Below are 16,060 nucleotides of genomic sequence, written 5' to 3' on the forward strand. Positions count from 1 at the left end.
TCGGATTATGGAAAAAGAAGCATTTATGGATAAGCTTCTCTCGTTTATGAAGGAAGAGGCGTACAAGCCTCTGACTGTTCAGGAACTTGAGGAGATGTTACAGATTACGGATGCCGAGGAATTTAAAGAGCTCGTCAAAGCGCTGGTTGCGCTGGAGGAAAAAGGGCTTATCGTGCGGACGAGAAGCGACCGCTACGGCATTCCGGAAAAAATGAATTTAATTAAAGGAAAGCTTTCTGCGCATCCGAAGGGATTTGCCTTTTTGCTGCCTGAGGATACGTCGTTAAGCGATGTGTTTATTCCGCCTAATGAGCTGAATACAGCTATGAACGGCGATATCGTAATGGTACGCCTGAATTCGCAGTCAAGCGGCTCTAGACAAGAGGGTACCGTCATTCGTATTTTAGAAAGAGCGATTCAGCGGGTAGTCGGAACCTATACAGAAACAAAAAACTTCGGTTTTGTCATTCCGGATGACAAAAAAATCACAAGCGATATCTTCATTCCTAATAGCGGGAAAAATGGAGCGGCTGAAGGGCATAAGGTGGTTGTTAAGCTGACCAGCTATCCTGAAGGCCGAATGAATGCAGAGGGTGAGATTGAATCCATTCTCGGCCATAAAAATGATCCGGGCATTGATATTTTATCAGTCATCCATAAGCACGGACTGCCGGGTGAATTCCCTGCCGATGCAATGGAACAGGCGACAAGCACGCCTGATACGATTGATGAAAAAGACCTGAAAGACCGCCGTGATCTCCGTGACCAGGTCATTGTCACCATTGACGGAGCGGACGCGAAGGACTTGGATGATGCGGTTACAGTGACAAAGCTGGATGACGGCAGCTATAAGCTTGGCGTTCATATTGCCGACGTCAGCCATTACGTGACTGAAAACTCGCCGATTGACAAAGAAGCGATGGAAAGAGGAACGAGTGTGTATTTGGTTGACCGTGTGATTCCGATGATTCCGCACAGACTGTCAAACGGTATTTGTTCATTAAATCCGAAGGTTGACCGCCTGACACTTTCTTGTGAAATGACCATCAACAGTCGGGGAGAAGTCACAGAGCACGAAATCTTCCAAAGCGTCATCAAAACTACGGAAAGAATGACATATTCCGATGTGAATCAGATTCTTGTTGATGATGATGAAGAATTAAAACAAAAGTACGAACCGCTCGTGCCGATGTTCAAAGATATGGAGCGGCTGGCAGAAATTCTTCGCGAAAAGCGGATGAACCGCGGCGCCGTTGATTTTGACTTCAAAGAAGCAAAGGTGCTTGTCGATGAAGAAGGGGCGGTCAAAGACGTTGTGATCAGAGAACGCTCAGTCGCCGAAAAACTGATTGAAGAATTTATGCTTGTTGCGAACGAAACCGTTGCAGAGCATTTCCATTGGATGAACGTTCCGTTTATTTACCGGATACACGAAGAGCCTAATGCTGAAAAACTGCAAAAGTTTTTAGAGTTTGTGACAACATTTGGCTATGTTGTAAAAGGAACGGCGGGAAATATTCATCCGCGCGCGCTGCAAAGCATTCTTGACGCTGTTCGTGACAGACCAGAGGAAACAGTGATTTCTACTGTCATGCTCCGTTCCATGAAGCAGGCAAAATATGATCCGCAAAGCTTAGGGCACTTCGGCCTGTCAACGGAATTCTATACCCATTTCACATCGCCGATCCGCCGTTATCCGGATTTAATCGTCCACAGATTGATCAGAACGTACTTAATCAACGGCAAGGTCGATGAAGCGACACAGGAGAAGTGGGCTGAACGGCTTCCGGATATCGCTGAACATACTTCATCAATGGAACGCCGTGCAGTTGACGCAGAGCGTGAAACAGATGATCTGAAAAAAGCGGAATATATGCTTGATAAAATCGGTGAAGAATTTGACGGCATGATCAGCTCTGTGACAAACTTCGGGATGTTTGTCGAGCTGCCGAATACAATTGAAGGACTCGTCCACGTCAGCTTTATGACGGATGACTATTATCGCTTTGACGAGCAGCATTTTGCGATGATCGGCGAGCGGACGGGGAATGTGTTCCGTATCGGAGATGAAATTACAGTCAAAGTCGTTGACGTCAATAAAGACGAGCGCAATATTGACTTCGAAATCGTCGGTATGAAAGGCACCCCGCGCCGTCCGAGAGAAATGGACAGCCGCAGCCGAAAACGCGGAAAACCTGCCAGAAAACGCGTGTTAAGCACAAATACGCCTGTATCTCCTGCTCCTTCCGAGGAAAAAGGAGAGTGGTTCACAAAGCCGAAGAAGAAAAAGAAAAAACGCGGCTTTCAAAACGCACCGAAGCAGAAACGGAAAAAGAAGAAATAGCAGCTCAACCAGCAAATAGGGCCGCAGCGCTCTATTTGCTTTCTTTCGGAAACAGCTTTTCATTGTAGCCATGCGTGACATTTGGTAAAATAGAGCGTATCGCAAAGGTGGACAGTTTTTCCTTAGTGAGAGGAGGTTCTGGCATGCCGAAAGGGTCAGGAAAAGTATTATCTCAAAATAAAAAAGCCAATCACGATTATTTTATAGAAGAAACATATGAAACAGGCATTGTATTGCAAGGAACAGAAATCAAAGCGATTCGCGCCGGCCGCGTGAACCTTAAAGATTCCTTCGCCAAAATCGAACGGGGAGAAGTATTTCTCCACAATATGCACGTCAGCCCGTATGAGCAGGGAAACCGCTATAACCACGATCCGCTCCGGACGAGAAAGCTGTTAATGCACCGCAAGGAAATTAACAAGCTGATCGGCTTAACGAAGGAAAAAGGTTATTCTCTCGTTCCGCTCAAGCTGTATTTGAAAAACGGCTTTGCCAAAGTTCTTCTCGGTCTGGGTAAAGGGAAGAAAAACTATGACAAACGTGAAGATCTGAAGCGCAAGGATGCGAAGCGTGAAATTGAAAGAGCGTTCAGAGACAGTCAAAAAGGGTTCTAAAAGCATAACGCTTGATACTGAAATCCAGCCTGTGCTATACTGATTTCACGATGAGATGACACGGACTTTTCTTGAAGGATTTGTCAATTGAAATGAGCCGTGATCATGTTATAATAGGAATGTAGCCAGTTTGAGTGAGAGCTTGATATTTCTCCCGTATTTCCCTTATAACAAGGGGACGTTACGGATTCGACAGGGATGGATCGAGCTTGAGCTGCGAGCCGAGAGGCGATCTCGTAAACACGCACATAAATATAACTGGCAAAACTAACAGTTTTAACCAAAACGTAGCATTAGCTGCCTAATAAGCGCAGCGAGCTCTTCCTGACATTGCCTATGTGTCTGTGAAGAGCACATCCAAGTAGGCTACGCTTGCGTTCCCGTCTGAGAACGTAAGAAGAGACAAACAGACTAGCTCTCGGAAGGCCCGCCCGCAGGCAAGAAGATGAGTGAAAACACAAATATGCAGGCTACGCTCGTAGACGCTTAAGTAATCGATGTTTCTGGACGTGGGTTCGACTCCCACCGTCTCCATACATACTTTGAAACCGCAGTGCTATCAAGGCTTCTAAAGCTTTCGAAGGCACTGCGGTTACTTTTTGGTAACACTTTTAAAATTTTTCGTTTTCCATGATGCCAATAACTTCATGTTGTGCAGACGGATAAAGGTGACTATACTTGTTCAATGCGATGACCAATGGATTGCATTTTTTATTGATTAAGTATGACGCATGTGAAGTCTGAAGTCGTGGAGCACTATTTTTTTAACCCCTGATTTTTTAAGGTATTTTTCGTAGCGTCTATCAATTGTGCTAGTCGCTGTGCTATCGTAAAAAGAACCAAAAATCTTATAATCTGATTTTACTGGCGCTGTGTTTTCAGCGCTATTTTTTATGTCTTTTAAAAGAGACAGTAACTCTATCGGCTCTCTCTGAATCTGCATGTGAATTTTATCCTTAATCTCAATTATTCGGTAGATGCAATTGAGATAGTATGGGAGGTTTGGGACTTAGTGTTAGGGGAGCTGTACACATGAAAAAGAACAAAGGAGGTTATGCATGCTTGTCGGGCACTGCGTACCACTGGATTTTAGTAAATACACAGTGTTGCCTGGACTTGATTCAAAGCACCTTTACTTAAGTTAAGTGCATCTTCCAAACATCCTTGAACACTACTGATTTTGACATTCGTATAATGATATTCCTTATTCATATAATAAGCGAAAGCGATCATACTATAGGGTTTTAATCATAATAAGTCAAATATCGACAGAAGATTGTTACCACAAATGCAAAGCAAGAAACGAAAACGCCCATGCCAATATGCCGAACATTACAAAGAACCTAAGAAAAGTTTCATATTTTGTTAGTCTTCGTTCTCTTTTTGTTTTACCTAATCTCCAATACAGGGCGTAGCCGGAGAACAATAAAATGATTTGTCCAAATTGCGACACAGATTCTAAAAATTCTATACCATTCATTGATTTTCACCTCGTTTATTTATGAAAAAAAATAAAATAGACTTGCAGAGAGTCTACTTACCGCTTATCCAAAGTACCCATTTTCTTCGGTTTAAAAATCGCTTGAAGGTGAAATGGCTTGCGCGTCGGTTAATAAAATAAGGCTCAATGCTATTGTTTTAAAATGCCATATCCTTATTCGGCCCATTTATCCATCATATATTAGTTTTATTATCGCAAATGGAAAGAGAATTTCCAATATTTACGTGAAAAATAGTTTTTTGTAATATGTCTAATGGTATAAGGAATGTCGTTTCCCTTATCCAGCAGAACCTTTTACAGGTTCTGCTTTATTTTTTTTCGTATAACAGGCACCAAAAAGTGCGTACTTCCATTTGAATCCCAGCTGTTTCATACTGGTTTTACAGCAGATGTTTTACCAATCGCATTTCTGTTAATAAATAAGAGGAAACAAAAACGGAGGGATGAACGAATGAAGCTGAATTTACATGGAAAAACCGCACTGGTGACCGGCTCAACGTCGGGGATCGGCAAAGCGATTGCCGCTTCGTTAGCGGAAGAAGGCGCGGCGGTTATCATTAACGGACGCCGGGAAGAAAAAGTGAATCAGACGATAGACGATTTGAAAACACAGCATGCAGAGACTGTGTTTTATCCGGCCGCATTTGATCTTGGAACCGAAGAAGGCTGCAGTGACCTGTTTCAGGCATATCCGCAGGTTGATATTTTGGTCAATAATTTAGGGATTTTTGAACCGGCGGAGTATTTTGATATTCCCGATGATGAGTGGTTCCGATTTTTTGAAGTGAATATTATGAGCGGTGTGAGGCTCACACGCAAGTATTTACACAAAATGATAGAGAAGAAAGAAGGCCGGGTGATTTTTATTGCCAGTGAAGCGGCAATCATGCCTTCTCAGGAAATGGCCCATTACAGCGCGACGAAAACGATGCAGCTTTCCATTTCCCGCAGCTTGGCGGAGCTGGCAACCGGCACAAATGTAACGGTAAATACAGTCATGCCGGGTTCAACCTTAACAGAGGGAGTGGAAACAATGCTGAACTCTCTTTATCCTGGTGAAAACCTGACTGTTCAAGAAGCTGAGACTCGTTTTATGAAGGAAAACCGTCCGACTTCAATTATCCAAAGGCTGATCCGGCCGGAAGAAATCGCTCACTTTGTCACATTCCTAAGCAGCCCGCTGTCTTCAGCGATTAATGGCGCGGCACTTCGGGCGGACGGCGGCCTGGTCCGCAGCGTCTTTTAAAAAACCTCTCCCTTTGGGAAGAGGTTTTTTTATTGATTGATTTCCAGAACCTGCTGTCGTATAATTTTGGTACTAAAATAGTTTTTATAGTACCGAAAGCGAGGTGATTGATTTGGAAGAAAGAATATTGGCGGAAACCATTCGCCTGATCAGACAGAAAGGTTTTTCATTTACAATGAACGATCTGGCGGCAGCGCTTGGAACAAGCAAGCGGACGCTTTATGCGCATTATCCGTCGAAAGATCAGCTTGCGGAGGCCGTCGTGGCGCAGTTTATCGCAGAGATGAAGCAAATGGAAAAAAGCATCTATGAAGATGAGACCCTAGATGCGCTTGAAAAGGTGAAGCAAATGCTGATCGGTCTTCCAAAGGAAATGGAACTGCTGAACATGGGGTTATTACAAGAGCTGAAGAAAACCCATTACGATGCGTGGCTCAAATTAGACACGTTTATGAAGGAAGAATGGTCAGTTGTTATTGGATTGTTAAACGAGTGCAGGGAGCAAAAGAAGATCAGAAACATCAACATTGATTTATTGGTTCAAATGTATATAGGCAGCATCAACCAAGTATATGATCCTGATTATCCGCTCAAACATCAGTACACGACAGGAGAAGTTCTTGAATCAATCGTAGATGTATTATGTAACGGCATAACAGAAAAATGAGGAGGCTGGTGGCGCGTGCAGTGGATGTTTTTATGTTTGGCCATTTTATTTGAAGTTGCCGGAACGGTCAGTATGAAGCTTTCAGCGGGTTTCACGAAGCTTCTGCCGAGTGTGCTATTGATGTTTTTTTATGGCGGGAGTCTTTTCTTTCTGACGCTTACGCTCAAATCTATTGATGTATCTGTTGCTTACGCTGTCTGGTCGGGGATGGGCATTGTCCTGGTCACAGTTATCGGGTTTTTGTATTTTCAAGAGAATATAAGTGTCATGAAACTGATTTCAATCGGGCTGATTATTGCCGGTGTTGTGTCTTTAAACCTGATCGATCAAGGGGCGGAGTCTCAAACGGTACATAAAAGTGAGCAGTAACATGAGAGTGATGAAACTGTTCTTTCTCGTAACGGATATCGGTTTTATATTGTACTGGCTGTCTGCCGGCTTTTCATTAATGCCGGAAAGCTGGGCCTTTAAACATTATCAAGATCCGTTTATGATCGCCTGGAATTGGTCCTTTTTTCCCTTGGATATCTTAATCTCCATTACTGGTTTGTACAGCTTGTATTTGCAGCGCGTCAAAAGAGCAATATGGAGGCAGATGGCGCTGATTTCTCTTGTGCTGATCTTCTGTTCAGGCCTTCAGGCTTTATCATTCTGGACATTCAGCGGGGATTTTGATCTTGCATGGTGGCTGTTTAATGGATACCTTTTGATTTATCCTTTATTTTTTATTCACAGACTTTTATCTAAGCAGTGCGAGTAGCACTGTTTTTATTTTTCGAAAACACTTTGTTTTCTGAAAAATAAAACGTTATAATATGTAATATATTGCATATTACATGTCAGGAGGATATACGTTGGCGACTCAGAAACAACGGTTGTACGGCTTTTTAATGGTGATTGTCGGAGCTGCTTTTTGGGGATTATCGGGAACGGTTGCCCAGCATTTATTTGAAACGAGTGATGTATCGGTGGAGTGGCTTGTAACGGTGCGTTTGCTGTTATCAGGCCTGTTGGTGCTGATTATTGTGTCCGCCGGTAAAAACAGGAGGGCAGTTTGGGGCATATGGAAAGATAAAAAAGCGGCTGTCCAGCTGATTGTTTTCGGGATTGCCGGCATGCTGGGTGTTCAGTATACGTTTTTAGCTTCAATCGGAACCGGAAACGCAGCGGTAGCCACGCTGCTCCAATACTTAGCACCTGTTCTGATTATGCTGTATTTGCTTCTGACCCGAAAGAATTCATTTCAGTTTTCCGATTTTTTGGGGCTATTATTGGCTTTAGCAGGCACTTTTTTGCTGCTGACGAATGGAAACATCAGCAATTTAACAGTTTCTCCTTCATCTGTTGTATGGGGTCTTCTTTCTGCTGGCGCACTTGCCTTCTATACGCTGTATTCCAGTTCTCTTTTGAAAACATGGGGGTCGGCTCTCGTCATTGGCTGGGGGATGCTGATCGGGGGCGTCGGCATGAGCTTTATTCATCCGCCTTGGGCTGTACAGGCAGAAGGCTGGACGGTTTCTGGAATTATATCGGTCGCTTTTATTGTTATTTTCGGAACGTTATTGGGATTCTGCATGTACCTAGAAAGTTTGAAATATTTATTCCCGCAAGAAGCGAGCATGCTAGGATGCACTGAGCCGGTTGCCGCAGTCGCGTCTTCTATTCTTTGGCTTGGCGTGTCCTTTGGGTTGTTTCAAGCAGCAGGAGCGGCATGCATTTTAGTCATGATTTTTGTCCTTTCACAGAAGAAAAGTGCCGGCAAAACGGCAGCATTAAAAAACCAAACCCATATTCAGAGGTGATGCTTTGTGCCGATACCGTCAAATGCCCCGAAGCCGAAACGGCAGACTGCCAAAAAGCTTGCTTTTGAGCAAATTCAAAAATGGATCGTGGAAGGAGTGCTTGTGCCCGGAGAAAAATTGAATGACGATGCGTTGGCCAAAGCGCTTGGCGTCAGCAGAACACCGGTCAGAGAGGCTTTGCAATTATTAGAGATGCAGGGGTTTGTTGAAATGTCTCCGGGGAAAGAAACAAGAATTTCACAGATTGAAAAAAATGATGTCTTCAAAGTCTATCCGCCGATGGCGTCTCTCCAGTCCACCGCTGCCGAATTGGCAATTGAAAACATTCATTCGTCTCATATAGAGCAGCTGACAGCCATCAATCACGAAATGAGAGCGGCAATTGACCGAAACGAAATCTATGAAGTGCTTGGCATTGATAAAGCGTTTCATGATGTGATAATTGAGGCGGCTGATAATGAATATATCCGTAATTTCACCTCTGTTCTTCACATGCATATTCTTCGGCTTGAGTACCTCTTTTTCAAGTCTCCGCAGAATTCTATTGAAGAACATAACCAAATCATTCAGGCTTATAAGGAGAAGGACCGGAAAAAGGCGGCTGAGCTGACATACAGCAACTGGATCAAACCAATGCATGACATTGCGAAAAAACTTGTGTAATGAAGGCAGAGAAGATATGTCTCTGTCTTTTTTGATGAGAGCATATCCAATGAGAAGATGAGTCTGTATCTGGGGCATACTATGGCGAATAAACGGGAAGAGACCAATATCATGTCGTTAAAGAGGGTTATGTAATATGAACAAGTCTTCTGATCAAAATCGAAGAACAGTGCCAAGTGTCGTCAAGGATGCCTTTCGCATTCATGCAACCCCTTTCCCATGGAAAAAGGCAATCGGTTCAGGCATCGCTTCAGGATTTCCTGTGTTTGTCGGCGCATTGTCGGGACACACGGATTTCGGTTTGACCGCTAGCATCGGCGGCTTTGTTTTTTTATATGCAGGCGGGGAATCGTATACGAAACGTATTCTGAAGCTGCTGTTAGTTTCAATGGGGATCGCCGCATCGTTTGGATTAGGGACGCTTTTGGCAGGGACTTTCTGGAGCATGGCGGCTGTTCTGGGGCTTATCGGGGCAGCTGCAATGTTTATTTTTGGCGCGCTTGGGATACAAGGGCCAGCACCGATGTTTTTTGTCCTTGCCTTTTTGGTGAGCTCGGGTTTGCCGGCAGATCCTTCAGAAGCTCCATTCAGAGCGGGACTGACATTTGCCGGCGGGCTTTTCGCCACAGGAATCGCCTTGATGGGCTGGATCAATAACAGCCATGGACCGGAAAATACAGTGCTGAAAAGAACATACCGCCAGCTTGCATCCTGCCTTTCCGATGTCGGAACTCCTGATTTTCATAACGCGCAGCATCAGACCGTGCTGATGCTGAGAACAGCCCGTCAAACGGTGCTCGGCAAAGGGAATAGATGGAGAAAATCGCCTCATGATGAACGTTTTATCCGCTTGCTGGAAAAAGCGGATGATCTCTTTATCTCGATCATTCATTTTTCTGCCGAAACACCAAACGCGGATACGGCGCAGATCACAAAGGCACTTCGCCAAACTGCCGACATGCTGGGGCAATCTCGTGTTTCCGATGCGTTTCCTATTCAGGAGGATGAAGCGGAGCCAGCCCGGAAGCTGTATGAAGAAATCAACGAGGTGTTGAGTATCGCTTCAGGGCGGAATGATGATCCATCGGACGCGGAGCCAAGCCGTCTGCCATCCTCCTATTACTTTCTGAGAAATGCCTTTGACTGGGAGTCACCTGTTTTGATTCGGGCATTAAAGTATGGGATTGTGCTGTTTGCGGCGGCTTTGTTTGCCAATGCCTTCGGTTTTCACCGTTCTTACTGGATTCCGCTCTCGGCAGCGGCGGTGATGCTGGGTACGACTGTTGTCTTTACGCTGCAAAGAGCCATTCAGCGTTCGGCAGGAACCGTAATAGGCGTGATGCTGGCAGGGGCGATCCTGTTCTTTAAGCCATCCGGCGTGTATATCGCTTTATGTATCACAATGCTTCAATTTCTTCTTGAAATGCTGATTGTCCGCAATTATGCTTTGGCTGTTCCTTTTCTGACCGCAAACGCGCTTGTCATCACAGAAAGCATGCATGGCGGCTTGGGGGCTGGTTATTTTATAGCGGCGAGGCTGACCGATGTGGCTGTCGGCAGCATAATTGGCCTATTGGGAACGATGCTTTTGTGGAGACGTTTTTCAGCAAAACGCTTGCCTGAATACATGAGGGAAGTGATCAGGCTGGAAGGGCAGTTTATGGAGAAACTGTTAGCCGGACAGCAAATAGACGGACATCAGCTTAGAGTGAGCTTAGTCAGGCTTCGGGATGCATATGATAAAGCACTTGGAGATTTTCCAAAAGCGAAAGCGGATACGCTGTGGCCGGCGATCTCTGGAGTACAGCACTTAGGTTATTATTTGCTCTCGGCTCAAGCCCATCACCGCCCGTCCTCTCCGGTTTCTGAAGAAGAAATAAACCATTTGAGAGCGTTTTTTGAACAGGCTGAGCAATCAGTACTGATGAAAATGCCGCCTGCTGTTGTAGAAGTGCCGCGTTTTCCGTATTATCCGCGAATCAGCGGGGAGCTCTACACAATGTATACAGGTTTGCGAACAGCTTATGAGAAGTAAGCTGTTCGTACTGGTTTAAAAAAATCTTTAATTCGAGATATTTTACTTGAAAGCAATTTTTATTGCACCTATAATAAGGTTTAAGAGATAAAGAATAATCATGACGCGCCTGAATGATAATAACGGATGTGTAATTTTAAAATTGAAAGGGCTGGTAAAAATGGCAAAAGTATTGTATATCACTGCTCACCCGCATGATGAAGCGACTTCTTACAGCATGGCAACCAGTAAAGCGTTCATCGAATCATACAAAGAAGCAAATCCAAACGATGAAGTTGTACATATCGACTTGTACAAAGAAAACATTCCTCACATTGATGCTGATGTATTCAGCGGCTGGGGCAAACTCCAGTCCGGCGATGCACTTTCTGAAAACGAAAAAGCGAAAGTGGGCCGTTTAGGAGAGCTTAGCGATCAATTTGCATCTGCTGATAAATATGTGTTCGTCACACCATTATGGAACTTCTCATTCCCGCCGGTGATGAAAGCGTACCTTGATTCAGTTGCAGTAGCAGGAAAATCTTTTAAATATACTGAACAAGGTCCTATCGGCTTGTTAACTGATAAAAAAGCGATTCACATTCAAGCGCGCGGCGGCTATTATTCAGAAGGCCCTGCGGCTGAAATGGAAATGGGCCACCGTTACATTGGGATCATGATGAACTTCTTCGGCGTCCCATCCTTCGATGGCATTTTCGTAGAGGGTCATAATGCAGAGCCTGACAAAGCACAGCAAATCAAAGAAGATGCGATTGCCCGTGCAAAAGAAGCAGGAAAAACATTCTAATGAATAAGCCTCCCCGTATAAAGGGAGGCTTTTTTTATTGTTCTAACAAAATGGTCCGTTTCTCTTCACTGCTTTTCACAGCCGCTTCAATGATTCGGATGACATCAATTCCCTCTTCAGCTGTGACAGGCAGTGGCGCGCCTTCGCGTATGCTGTCCGCTATTTTGCGGTAATAGGTAAGGTAAGAGCCGTTAACTAATGGAATGGTTTCTGTTTTTTTATTCTCGCCATGAACAGTTGTCAGCTGACCGTAAGACTCGGGATCATCCGCACCCCAGCTGTCATCCTCCGGTTTTTTCCCGGCTCTGAGGGCATCCTCCTGTCCGTCGATCCCGTATTTGATAAAGCTTGATTGCTGTCCGTGAATTTGATAACGCGGCCCGTTTGCCGGGACGATTGATCCGGCGTATAGAATGGCTTGAAGCTTGCCGTAATCCATTGTCAGATGAAAATAATCAACGGTTTCAGCATGTTCTCTTTGAGCCATGACTTTTGCGGTTACAGCTTTAGGCATTCCGAATAAATGCAGTGCCTGGTCTATGATATGAGAGCCGAGATCATACAGCGTACCGGTGGCAGCCCCTTCTTTTTCCCGCCATCTTGCTTGAATCTCAGGTTTGTATCGGTCATAGGAGACCTGATATGTATTGATATCTTTTAAAGACCCGTCATCAATGAGTTTCTTAATTGTTAAAAAGTCATTATCCCATCGCCTGTTATGGTATACGCTTAACAAGACGCCTCGTTCGTCGGCCGCTTTTTTTAATTTCTCCCCTTCTTCAGCAGTGGCTGTCATCGGTTTTTCAATGACGACATGTTTGCCCGCCTGAATGCATGCCAATGCGTGCTCGTAGTGGAGGCCGCTCGGAGTGGTGACGATGACAAGCTCAATTGCCGGATCATTTGTCATCTCCTCAAGCTCATGCACTACCTCGGCATCAGGGAAATCACGCTTCACCTCTTCCGTTCGCGATGTCATCACCTTGCTGATATGATACTCATCCAGAACGGCAAGCAGCGGCGCGTGAAAGACCGAGCCTGACAGTCCGTACCCTAATATCCCTACCTGTATCGTATTCACTTTTCTTCTCCCCTTTTAAAAGTGCATTGATAAAGGTATATACCCTTATCTTCAAATGGTAAAACCTGCATAGTGAATTTTTTTGCCGCCGCAAGCTTAGACAACGGTTTGGACAATCAGTATAATGGGAATTAATATATGAAACAGAGGTGTGCGCATGGAGAAGCATAATGAACATAAAGCATTAAACCATAAAAGCTCGAAAGAAAAGGATCAAATTACAAACCGATTGAAACGGATAGAAGGCCAGGTCAGAGGCATTCAAAATATGGTGGAAAACGATCGATATTGTGTTGACATTCTTGTGCAGATTTCAGCTGTTCAGGCGGCAATGCAAAAAGTGGCTCTCCACTTGCTTGAAGATCACGCCCATCATTGCGTAGCAGACGCCATCAAAAGCGGAGACGGGGACCAAGCCATTTCTGAGCTATTAGACGTATTTAAAAAATTAGCGAAATAATGATGTTTTATTATTGTAATACCCTACGGGGGTATGGTAGGATGAAAACAGATCGAATAAACAGGAGGAATTCATATGGAACAAAAAACATTGCAAGTTGAAGGCATGTCTTGTCAGCACTGCGTCAAAGCAGTTGAAACGAGTGTGGGAGAACTAGACGGGGTTAGTGCTGTTCATGTCAATCTTGAAGCGGGGAAAGTTGATGTCACGTTTGATGCCGGCAAAGTGTCAGTCAAAGACATTACGGATGCGATAGAAGACCAAGGCTATGATGTAGCCAACTGATTCACGGTATCGCGCCTTCATCAAGGCGCGATATTTCTTTCATTTTTATATACCCCCCGGGTGTATATAAAGGAGTGAGTGTATTGAGTGAGCAAAAGGAAATTGCAATGCAAGTATCTGGTATGACTTGTGCGGCGTGTGCCGCCAGAATTGAAAAAGGACTGAAGCGGATGCCTGGTGTCACGGATGCCAATGTGAATCTGGCGACGGAAACGTCAAATGTCACCTATGACCCTGCTGAAACAGGAACAGAAGCAATCCAAGAAAAAATAGAAAAACTGGGTTATCACGTCGTAACGGAAAAAGCTGAGTTTGATATCGAGGGTATGACCTGTGCGGCATGCGCCAATCGGATTGAAAAGCGGCTTAGCAAATTAGAAGGCGTTACAAATGCTCCGGTGAACTTTGCTTTAGAAACTGTAACAGTTGAATACAACCCAAAAGAAGCGGCTGTCAGCGATTTTAAAGAAGTCGTTGATAAGCTCGGATATCAACTTAAACTGAAAGGCGATGAGGATAGCGAAGCCGCTGCTTCCAAAAAGAAAGAAGAACGGCAGCAAACAGCGAGACTGATCTTTTCAGCTATTCTGTCATTTCCTTTGCTGTGGGCGATGGTGAGCCATTTTACATTTACTTCGTTCATTTGGGTGCCGGATCTATTCCTCAATCCGTGGATGCAATTTGCCCTTGCGACTCCCGTGCAGTTTTTGATCGGCTGGCCGTTTTACGTCGGCGCATATAAGGCGCTCAGAAATAAAAGCGCCAATATGGATGTATTGGTTGCACTCGGAACAACGGCTGCTTATGCTTACAGTCTTTATCTTACGATTCGAAGCCTCGGTTCCCATGGGCATACTGACGGCCTTTACTATGAAACAAGCGCGATATTGCTGACGCTCATTTTGTTAGGAAAGCTGTTTGAAACGAAGGCGAAAGGGCGCTCATCAGATGCCATTAAAAAGCTCATGAAGCTGCAAGCCAAAACAGCGGCGGTCGTAAGAGACGGACGGGAGCAAATCATCCCGATAGATGAAGTGGCTGTTGGTGATATTGTTCATGTCAAACCAGGCGAACGAATTCCTGTCGATGGAGAGGTGCTGGAAGGCCGCTCGGCTGTAGATGAATCCATGATTACAGGAGAAAGTCTTCCTGTTGACAAATCTCCCGGTGACAGCGTGACAGGAGCGACTGTGAACTCAAACGGTTTCCTGAAAATCAAGGCTGTTAACGTCGGGAAAGAAACAGCGCTTTCTCATATCATCAAAATTGTGGAGGAAGCACAAGGATCAAAAGCGCCGATCCAGCGTCTCGCCGACCAGATCTCCGGCATTTTTGTGCCGATTGTATTGGGGATCGCCGTCCTTACGTTCCTTATTTGGTATCTTTGGGCGTCTCCAGGTGATTTTGCTGAAGCAATCAGCAAGTTTATTGCGGTTCTCGTCATCGCCTGTCCATGTGCACTGGGTCTTGCCACCCCGACAAGCATTATGGCAGGATCCGGACGGGCGGCTGAATTCGGCATTCTTTTTAAAGGCGGAGAGCATTTAGAAAAAACACACCGCCTTGATACCATTGTTCTCGATAAAACCGGAACAGTGACAAACGGAAAGCCGAAGCTGACCGATGCCATTCCGGCCGATGGCTTTGAAGAAACAGAGCTGCTCCGGTTCGCAGCAGCAGCTGAGACGGGCTCGGAACACCCGCTCGGCGAAGCGATCGTTGCCGGTGTGAAAGATAAAGGGCTGGAGATACCGAAGCTCACCCATTTTGAAGCGAAAGTAGGCGCTGGTATTTCAGCCAAAGCCGGAGGCAAAACGATACTCGTCGGCACAAGACGGTTAATGGAGAGCGAACGGATTGAGCATAAGGCTTTTCTTCCTCGGATGGAGGAGTTTGAAGGAGAAGGAAAAACGGTGATGCTCGTGTCCATTGATGGAGCAGCAGCGGGACTGGTAGCGGTTGCCGACACGATAAAAGACACGTCGCGGGAGGCAGTCACCCGTCTGAAAGAGATGGGTCTGGATGTCATCATGATGACCGGGGACAATCGCAGAACGGCAGAAGCGATAGCGAAGGAAGCTGGAATTGACAGCGTCATTGCTGAGGTCCTTCCTGAGCAAAAGGCCGCTGAAATCTCCCGCCTGCAAAAAGAAGGACGCCAGACGGCAATGGTCGGTGATGGAATCAACGATGCACCCGCGCTTGCCACAGCGGATATCGGCATGGCAATTGGAACAGGCACCGACATCGCGATGGAAACAGCGGACATAACGCTCATTCGCGGCGATCTGAACAGTATTGCGGACGCCATCCGTATGAGCAGACTTACCATGAAAAACATTAAACAAAACTTATTCTGGGCGCTTGGCTATAACAGTCTCGGCATTCCCGTCGCGGCCCTTGGATTTTTAGCGCCATGGATAGCGGGAGCGGCAATGGCTTTTAGCTCTGTATCTGTTGTTCTGAATGCGCTGCGTCTGCAAAAAGTAAAATAAAAACCGGTGATTTGCCGGTTTTTATTTTTCATTGACACTTTCTTGGAAAACACCATATAATAGATGTAACTATTATATGA

The 16,060-nt window shown here is 45.2% G+C and carries 16 protein-coding genes and 1 other RNA gene; 14 read left to right on the top strand and 3 right to left on the bottom strand.

Features of this window, described 5'->3' with window-relative positions; translation table 11 throughout:
- Positions 1 to 7 precede the first annotated feature (7 nt).
- The 3 genes from rnr to ssrA all read left to right on the top strand — a co-directional run bounded on the left by rnr (position 8) and on the right by ssrA (position 3,495).
- Positions 8 to 2,344, top strand: a complete 2,337-nt coding sequence (gene rnr / locus UJ203_RS13500) for a ribonuclease R (RefSeq protein ID WP_095713015.1) — start codon at positions 8 to 10, stop codon at positions 2,342 to 2,344.
- 143 nt (positions 2,345 to 2,487) lie between these two features.
- A complete protein-coding gene (gene smpB, locus UJ203_RS13505; protein WP_010331890.1) occupies positions 2,488 to 2,958 on the top strand; it encodes an SsrA-binding protein in 471 nt (156 codons plus the stop codon).
- A gap of 174 nt (positions 2,959 to 3,132) precedes the next feature.
- Positions 3,133 to 3,495, top strand: a transfer-messenger RNA (tmRNA) gene (ssrA, locus tag UJ203_RS13510).
- A 181-nt stretch (positions 3,496 to 3,676) separates the two neighbouring features.
- On the opposite strand, the gene UJ203_RS13515 is transcribed toward ssrA, so the two are convergent.
- Positions 3,677 to 3,901 carry a hypothetical protein gene (locus tag UJ203_RS13515; protein WP_322011522.1) on the bottom strand — a complete coding sequence of 75 codons (225 nt, stop codon included), beginning with the start codon at positions 3,899 to 3,901 and terminating at the stop codon, positions 3,677 to 3,679.
- A gap of 336 nt (positions 3,902 to 4,237) precedes the next feature.
- Positions 4,238 to 4,438 carry a hypothetical protein gene (locus tag UJ203_RS13520; protein WP_024122855.1) on the bottom strand — a complete coding sequence of 67 codons (201 nt, stop codon included), beginning with the start codon at positions 4,436 to 4,438 and terminating at the stop codon, positions 4,238 to 4,240.
- 472 nt (positions 4,439 to 4,910) lie between these two features.
- Here UJ203_RS13520 and UJ203_RS13525 point away from each other — a divergent pair, with 472 nt between their 5' ends.
- The 8 genes from UJ203_RS13525 (at position 4,911) to azoRB (ending at position 11,659) form a co-directional block, all read left to right on the top strand.
- Complete coding sequence (locus tag UJ203_RS13525; RefSeq protein ID WP_322011525.1) at positions 4,911 to 5,705, top strand: SDR family oxidoreductase; 795 nt, start codon at positions 4,911 to 4,913, stop codon at positions 5,703 to 5,705.
- A gap of 112 nt (positions 5,706 to 5,817) precedes the next feature.
- Positions 5,818 to 6,372 (top strand): TetR/AcrR family transcriptional regulator, encoded by a 555-nt coding sequence (locus tag UJ203_RS13530; RefSeq protein ID WP_105953904.1) that lies wholly within the window; start codon positions 5,818 to 5,820, stop codon positions 6,370 to 6,372.
- 15 nt (positions 6,373 to 6,387) lie between these two features.
- Entirely contained in the window at positions 6,388 to 6,741 is a 354-nt protein-coding gene (locus tag UJ203_RS13535; protein WP_322011527.1) for a multidrug efflux SMR transporter, read from the top strand.
- Between the two features lies 1 nt (position 6,742).
- Entirely contained in the window at positions 6,743 to 7,132 is a 390-nt protein-coding gene (locus tag UJ203_RS13540; protein WP_322011529.1) for a YvaD family protein, read from the top strand.
- A 94-nt stretch (positions 7,133 to 7,226) separates the two neighbouring features.
- Positions 7,227 to 8,174, top strand: coding sequence for a DMT family transporter (locus UJ203_RS13545; RefSeq protein ID WP_322011531.1), 948 nt, complete (start codon positions 7,227 to 7,229; stop codon positions 8,172 to 8,174).
- Between the two features lie 6 nt (positions 8,175 to 8,180).
- Positions 8,181 to 8,837 carry a GntR family transcriptional regulator gene (locus tag UJ203_RS13550; protein ID WP_322011533.1) on the top strand — a complete coding sequence of 219 codons (657 nt, stop codon included), beginning with the start codon at positions 8,181 to 8,183 and terminating at the stop codon, positions 8,835 to 8,837.
- Positions 8,838 to 8,973: 136 nt separating this feature from the next.
- Positions 8,974 to 10,872, top strand: a complete 1,899-nt coding sequence (locus tag UJ203_RS13555) for an FUSC family protein (RefSeq protein WP_322011535.1) — start codon at positions 8,974 to 8,976, stop codon at positions 10,870 to 10,872.
- 160 nt (positions 10,873 to 11,032) lie between these two features.
- Positions 11,033 to 11,659, top strand: coding sequence for an FMN-dependent NADH-azoreductase AzoRB (gene azoRB / locus UJ203_RS13560; RefSeq protein ID WP_322011540.1), 627 nt, complete (start codon positions 11,033 to 11,035; stop codon positions 11,657 to 11,659).
- A 34-nt stretch (positions 11,660 to 11,693) separates the two neighbouring features.
- Here the strand turns inward: azoRB and UJ203_RS13565 are convergent, their stop codons facing one another.
- A complete protein-coding gene (locus tag UJ203_RS13565) occupies positions 11,694 to 12,740 on the bottom strand; it encodes an oxidoreductase (RefSeq protein WP_322011542.1) in 1,047 nt (348 codons plus the stop codon).
- Between the two features lie 157 nt (positions 12,741 to 12,897).
- Between UJ203_RS13565 and csoR the strand changes: the two genes are divergently transcribed.
- The 3 genes from csoR to copA all read left to right on the top strand — a co-directional run bounded on the left by csoR (position 12,898) and on the right by copA (position 15,980).
- A complete protein-coding gene (gene csoR / locus UJ203_RS13570) occupies positions 12,898 to 13,200 on the top strand; it encodes a copper-sensing transcriptional repressor CsoR (RefSeq protein ID WP_024122845.1) in 303 nt (100 codons plus the stop codon).
- A gap of 75 nt (positions 13,201 to 13,275) precedes the next feature.
- Positions 13,276 to 13,485 (top strand): copper chaperone CopZ, encoded by a 210-nt coding sequence (gene copZ / locus UJ203_RS13575; protein ID WP_044159112.1) that lies wholly within the window; start codon positions 13,276 to 13,278, stop codon positions 13,483 to 13,485.
- 83 nt (positions 13,486 to 13,568) lie between these two features.
- Positions 13,569 to 15,980 carry a copper-exporting P-type ATPase CopA gene (gene copA, locus UJ203_RS13580; RefSeq protein ID WP_322011559.1) on the top strand — a complete coding sequence of 804 codons (2,412 nt, stop codon included), beginning with the start codon at positions 13,569 to 13,571 and terminating at the stop codon, positions 15,978 to 15,980.
- Positions 15,981 to 16,060 lie beyond the last annotated feature (80 nt).

Source organism: Bacillus sp. V26, assembly GCF_034296245.1.
GTDB classification, from domain to species: Bacteria; Bacillota; Bacilli; order Bacillales; family Bacillaceae; genus Bacillus; species Bacillus halotolerans.

What these genes read in the sequence shown, in the direction of transcription:
- rnr (WP_095713015.1), top strand. Translation starts at nt 8, where the DNA reads ATGGAAAAAGAAGCATTTATGGATAAGCTTCTCTCGTTTATGAAGGAA.
- smpB (WP_010331890.1), top strand. Translation starts at nt 2,488, where the DNA reads ATGCCGAAAGGGTCAGGAAAAGTATTATCTCAAAATAAAAAAGCCAAT.
- UJ203_RS13515 (WP_322011522.1), bottom strand. Translation starts at nt 3,901, where the DNA reads ATGCAGATTCAGAGAGAGCCGATAGAGTTACTGTCTCTTTTAAAAGAC.
- UJ203_RS13520 (WP_024122855.1), bottom strand. Translation starts at nt 4,438, where the DNA reads ATGAATGGTATAGAATTTTTAGAATCTGTGTCGCAATTTGGACAAATC.
- UJ203_RS13525 (WP_322011525.1), top strand. Translation starts at nt 4,911, where the DNA reads ATGAAGCTGAATTTACATGGAAAAACCGCACTGGTGACCGGCTCAACG.
- UJ203_RS13540 (WP_322011529.1), top strand. Translation starts at nt 6,743, where the DNA reads ATGAGAGTGATGAAACTGTTCTTTCTCGTAACGGATATCGGTTTTATA.
- UJ203_RS13555 (WP_322011535.1), top strand. Translation starts at nt 8,974, where the DNA reads ATGAACAAGTCTTCTGATCAAAATCGAAGAACAGTGCCAAGTGTCGTC.
- azoRB (WP_322011540.1), top strand. Translation starts at nt 11,033, where the DNA reads ATGGCAAAAGTATTGTATATCACTGCTCACCCGCATGATGAAGCGACT.
- csoR (WP_024122845.1), top strand. Translation starts at nt 12,898, where the DNA reads ATGGAGAAGCATAATGAACATAAAGCATTAAACCATAAAAGCTCGAAA.
- copZ (WP_044159112.1), top strand. Translation starts at nt 13,276, where the DNA reads ATGGAACAAAAAACATTGCAAGTTGAAGGCATGTCTTGTCAGCACTGC.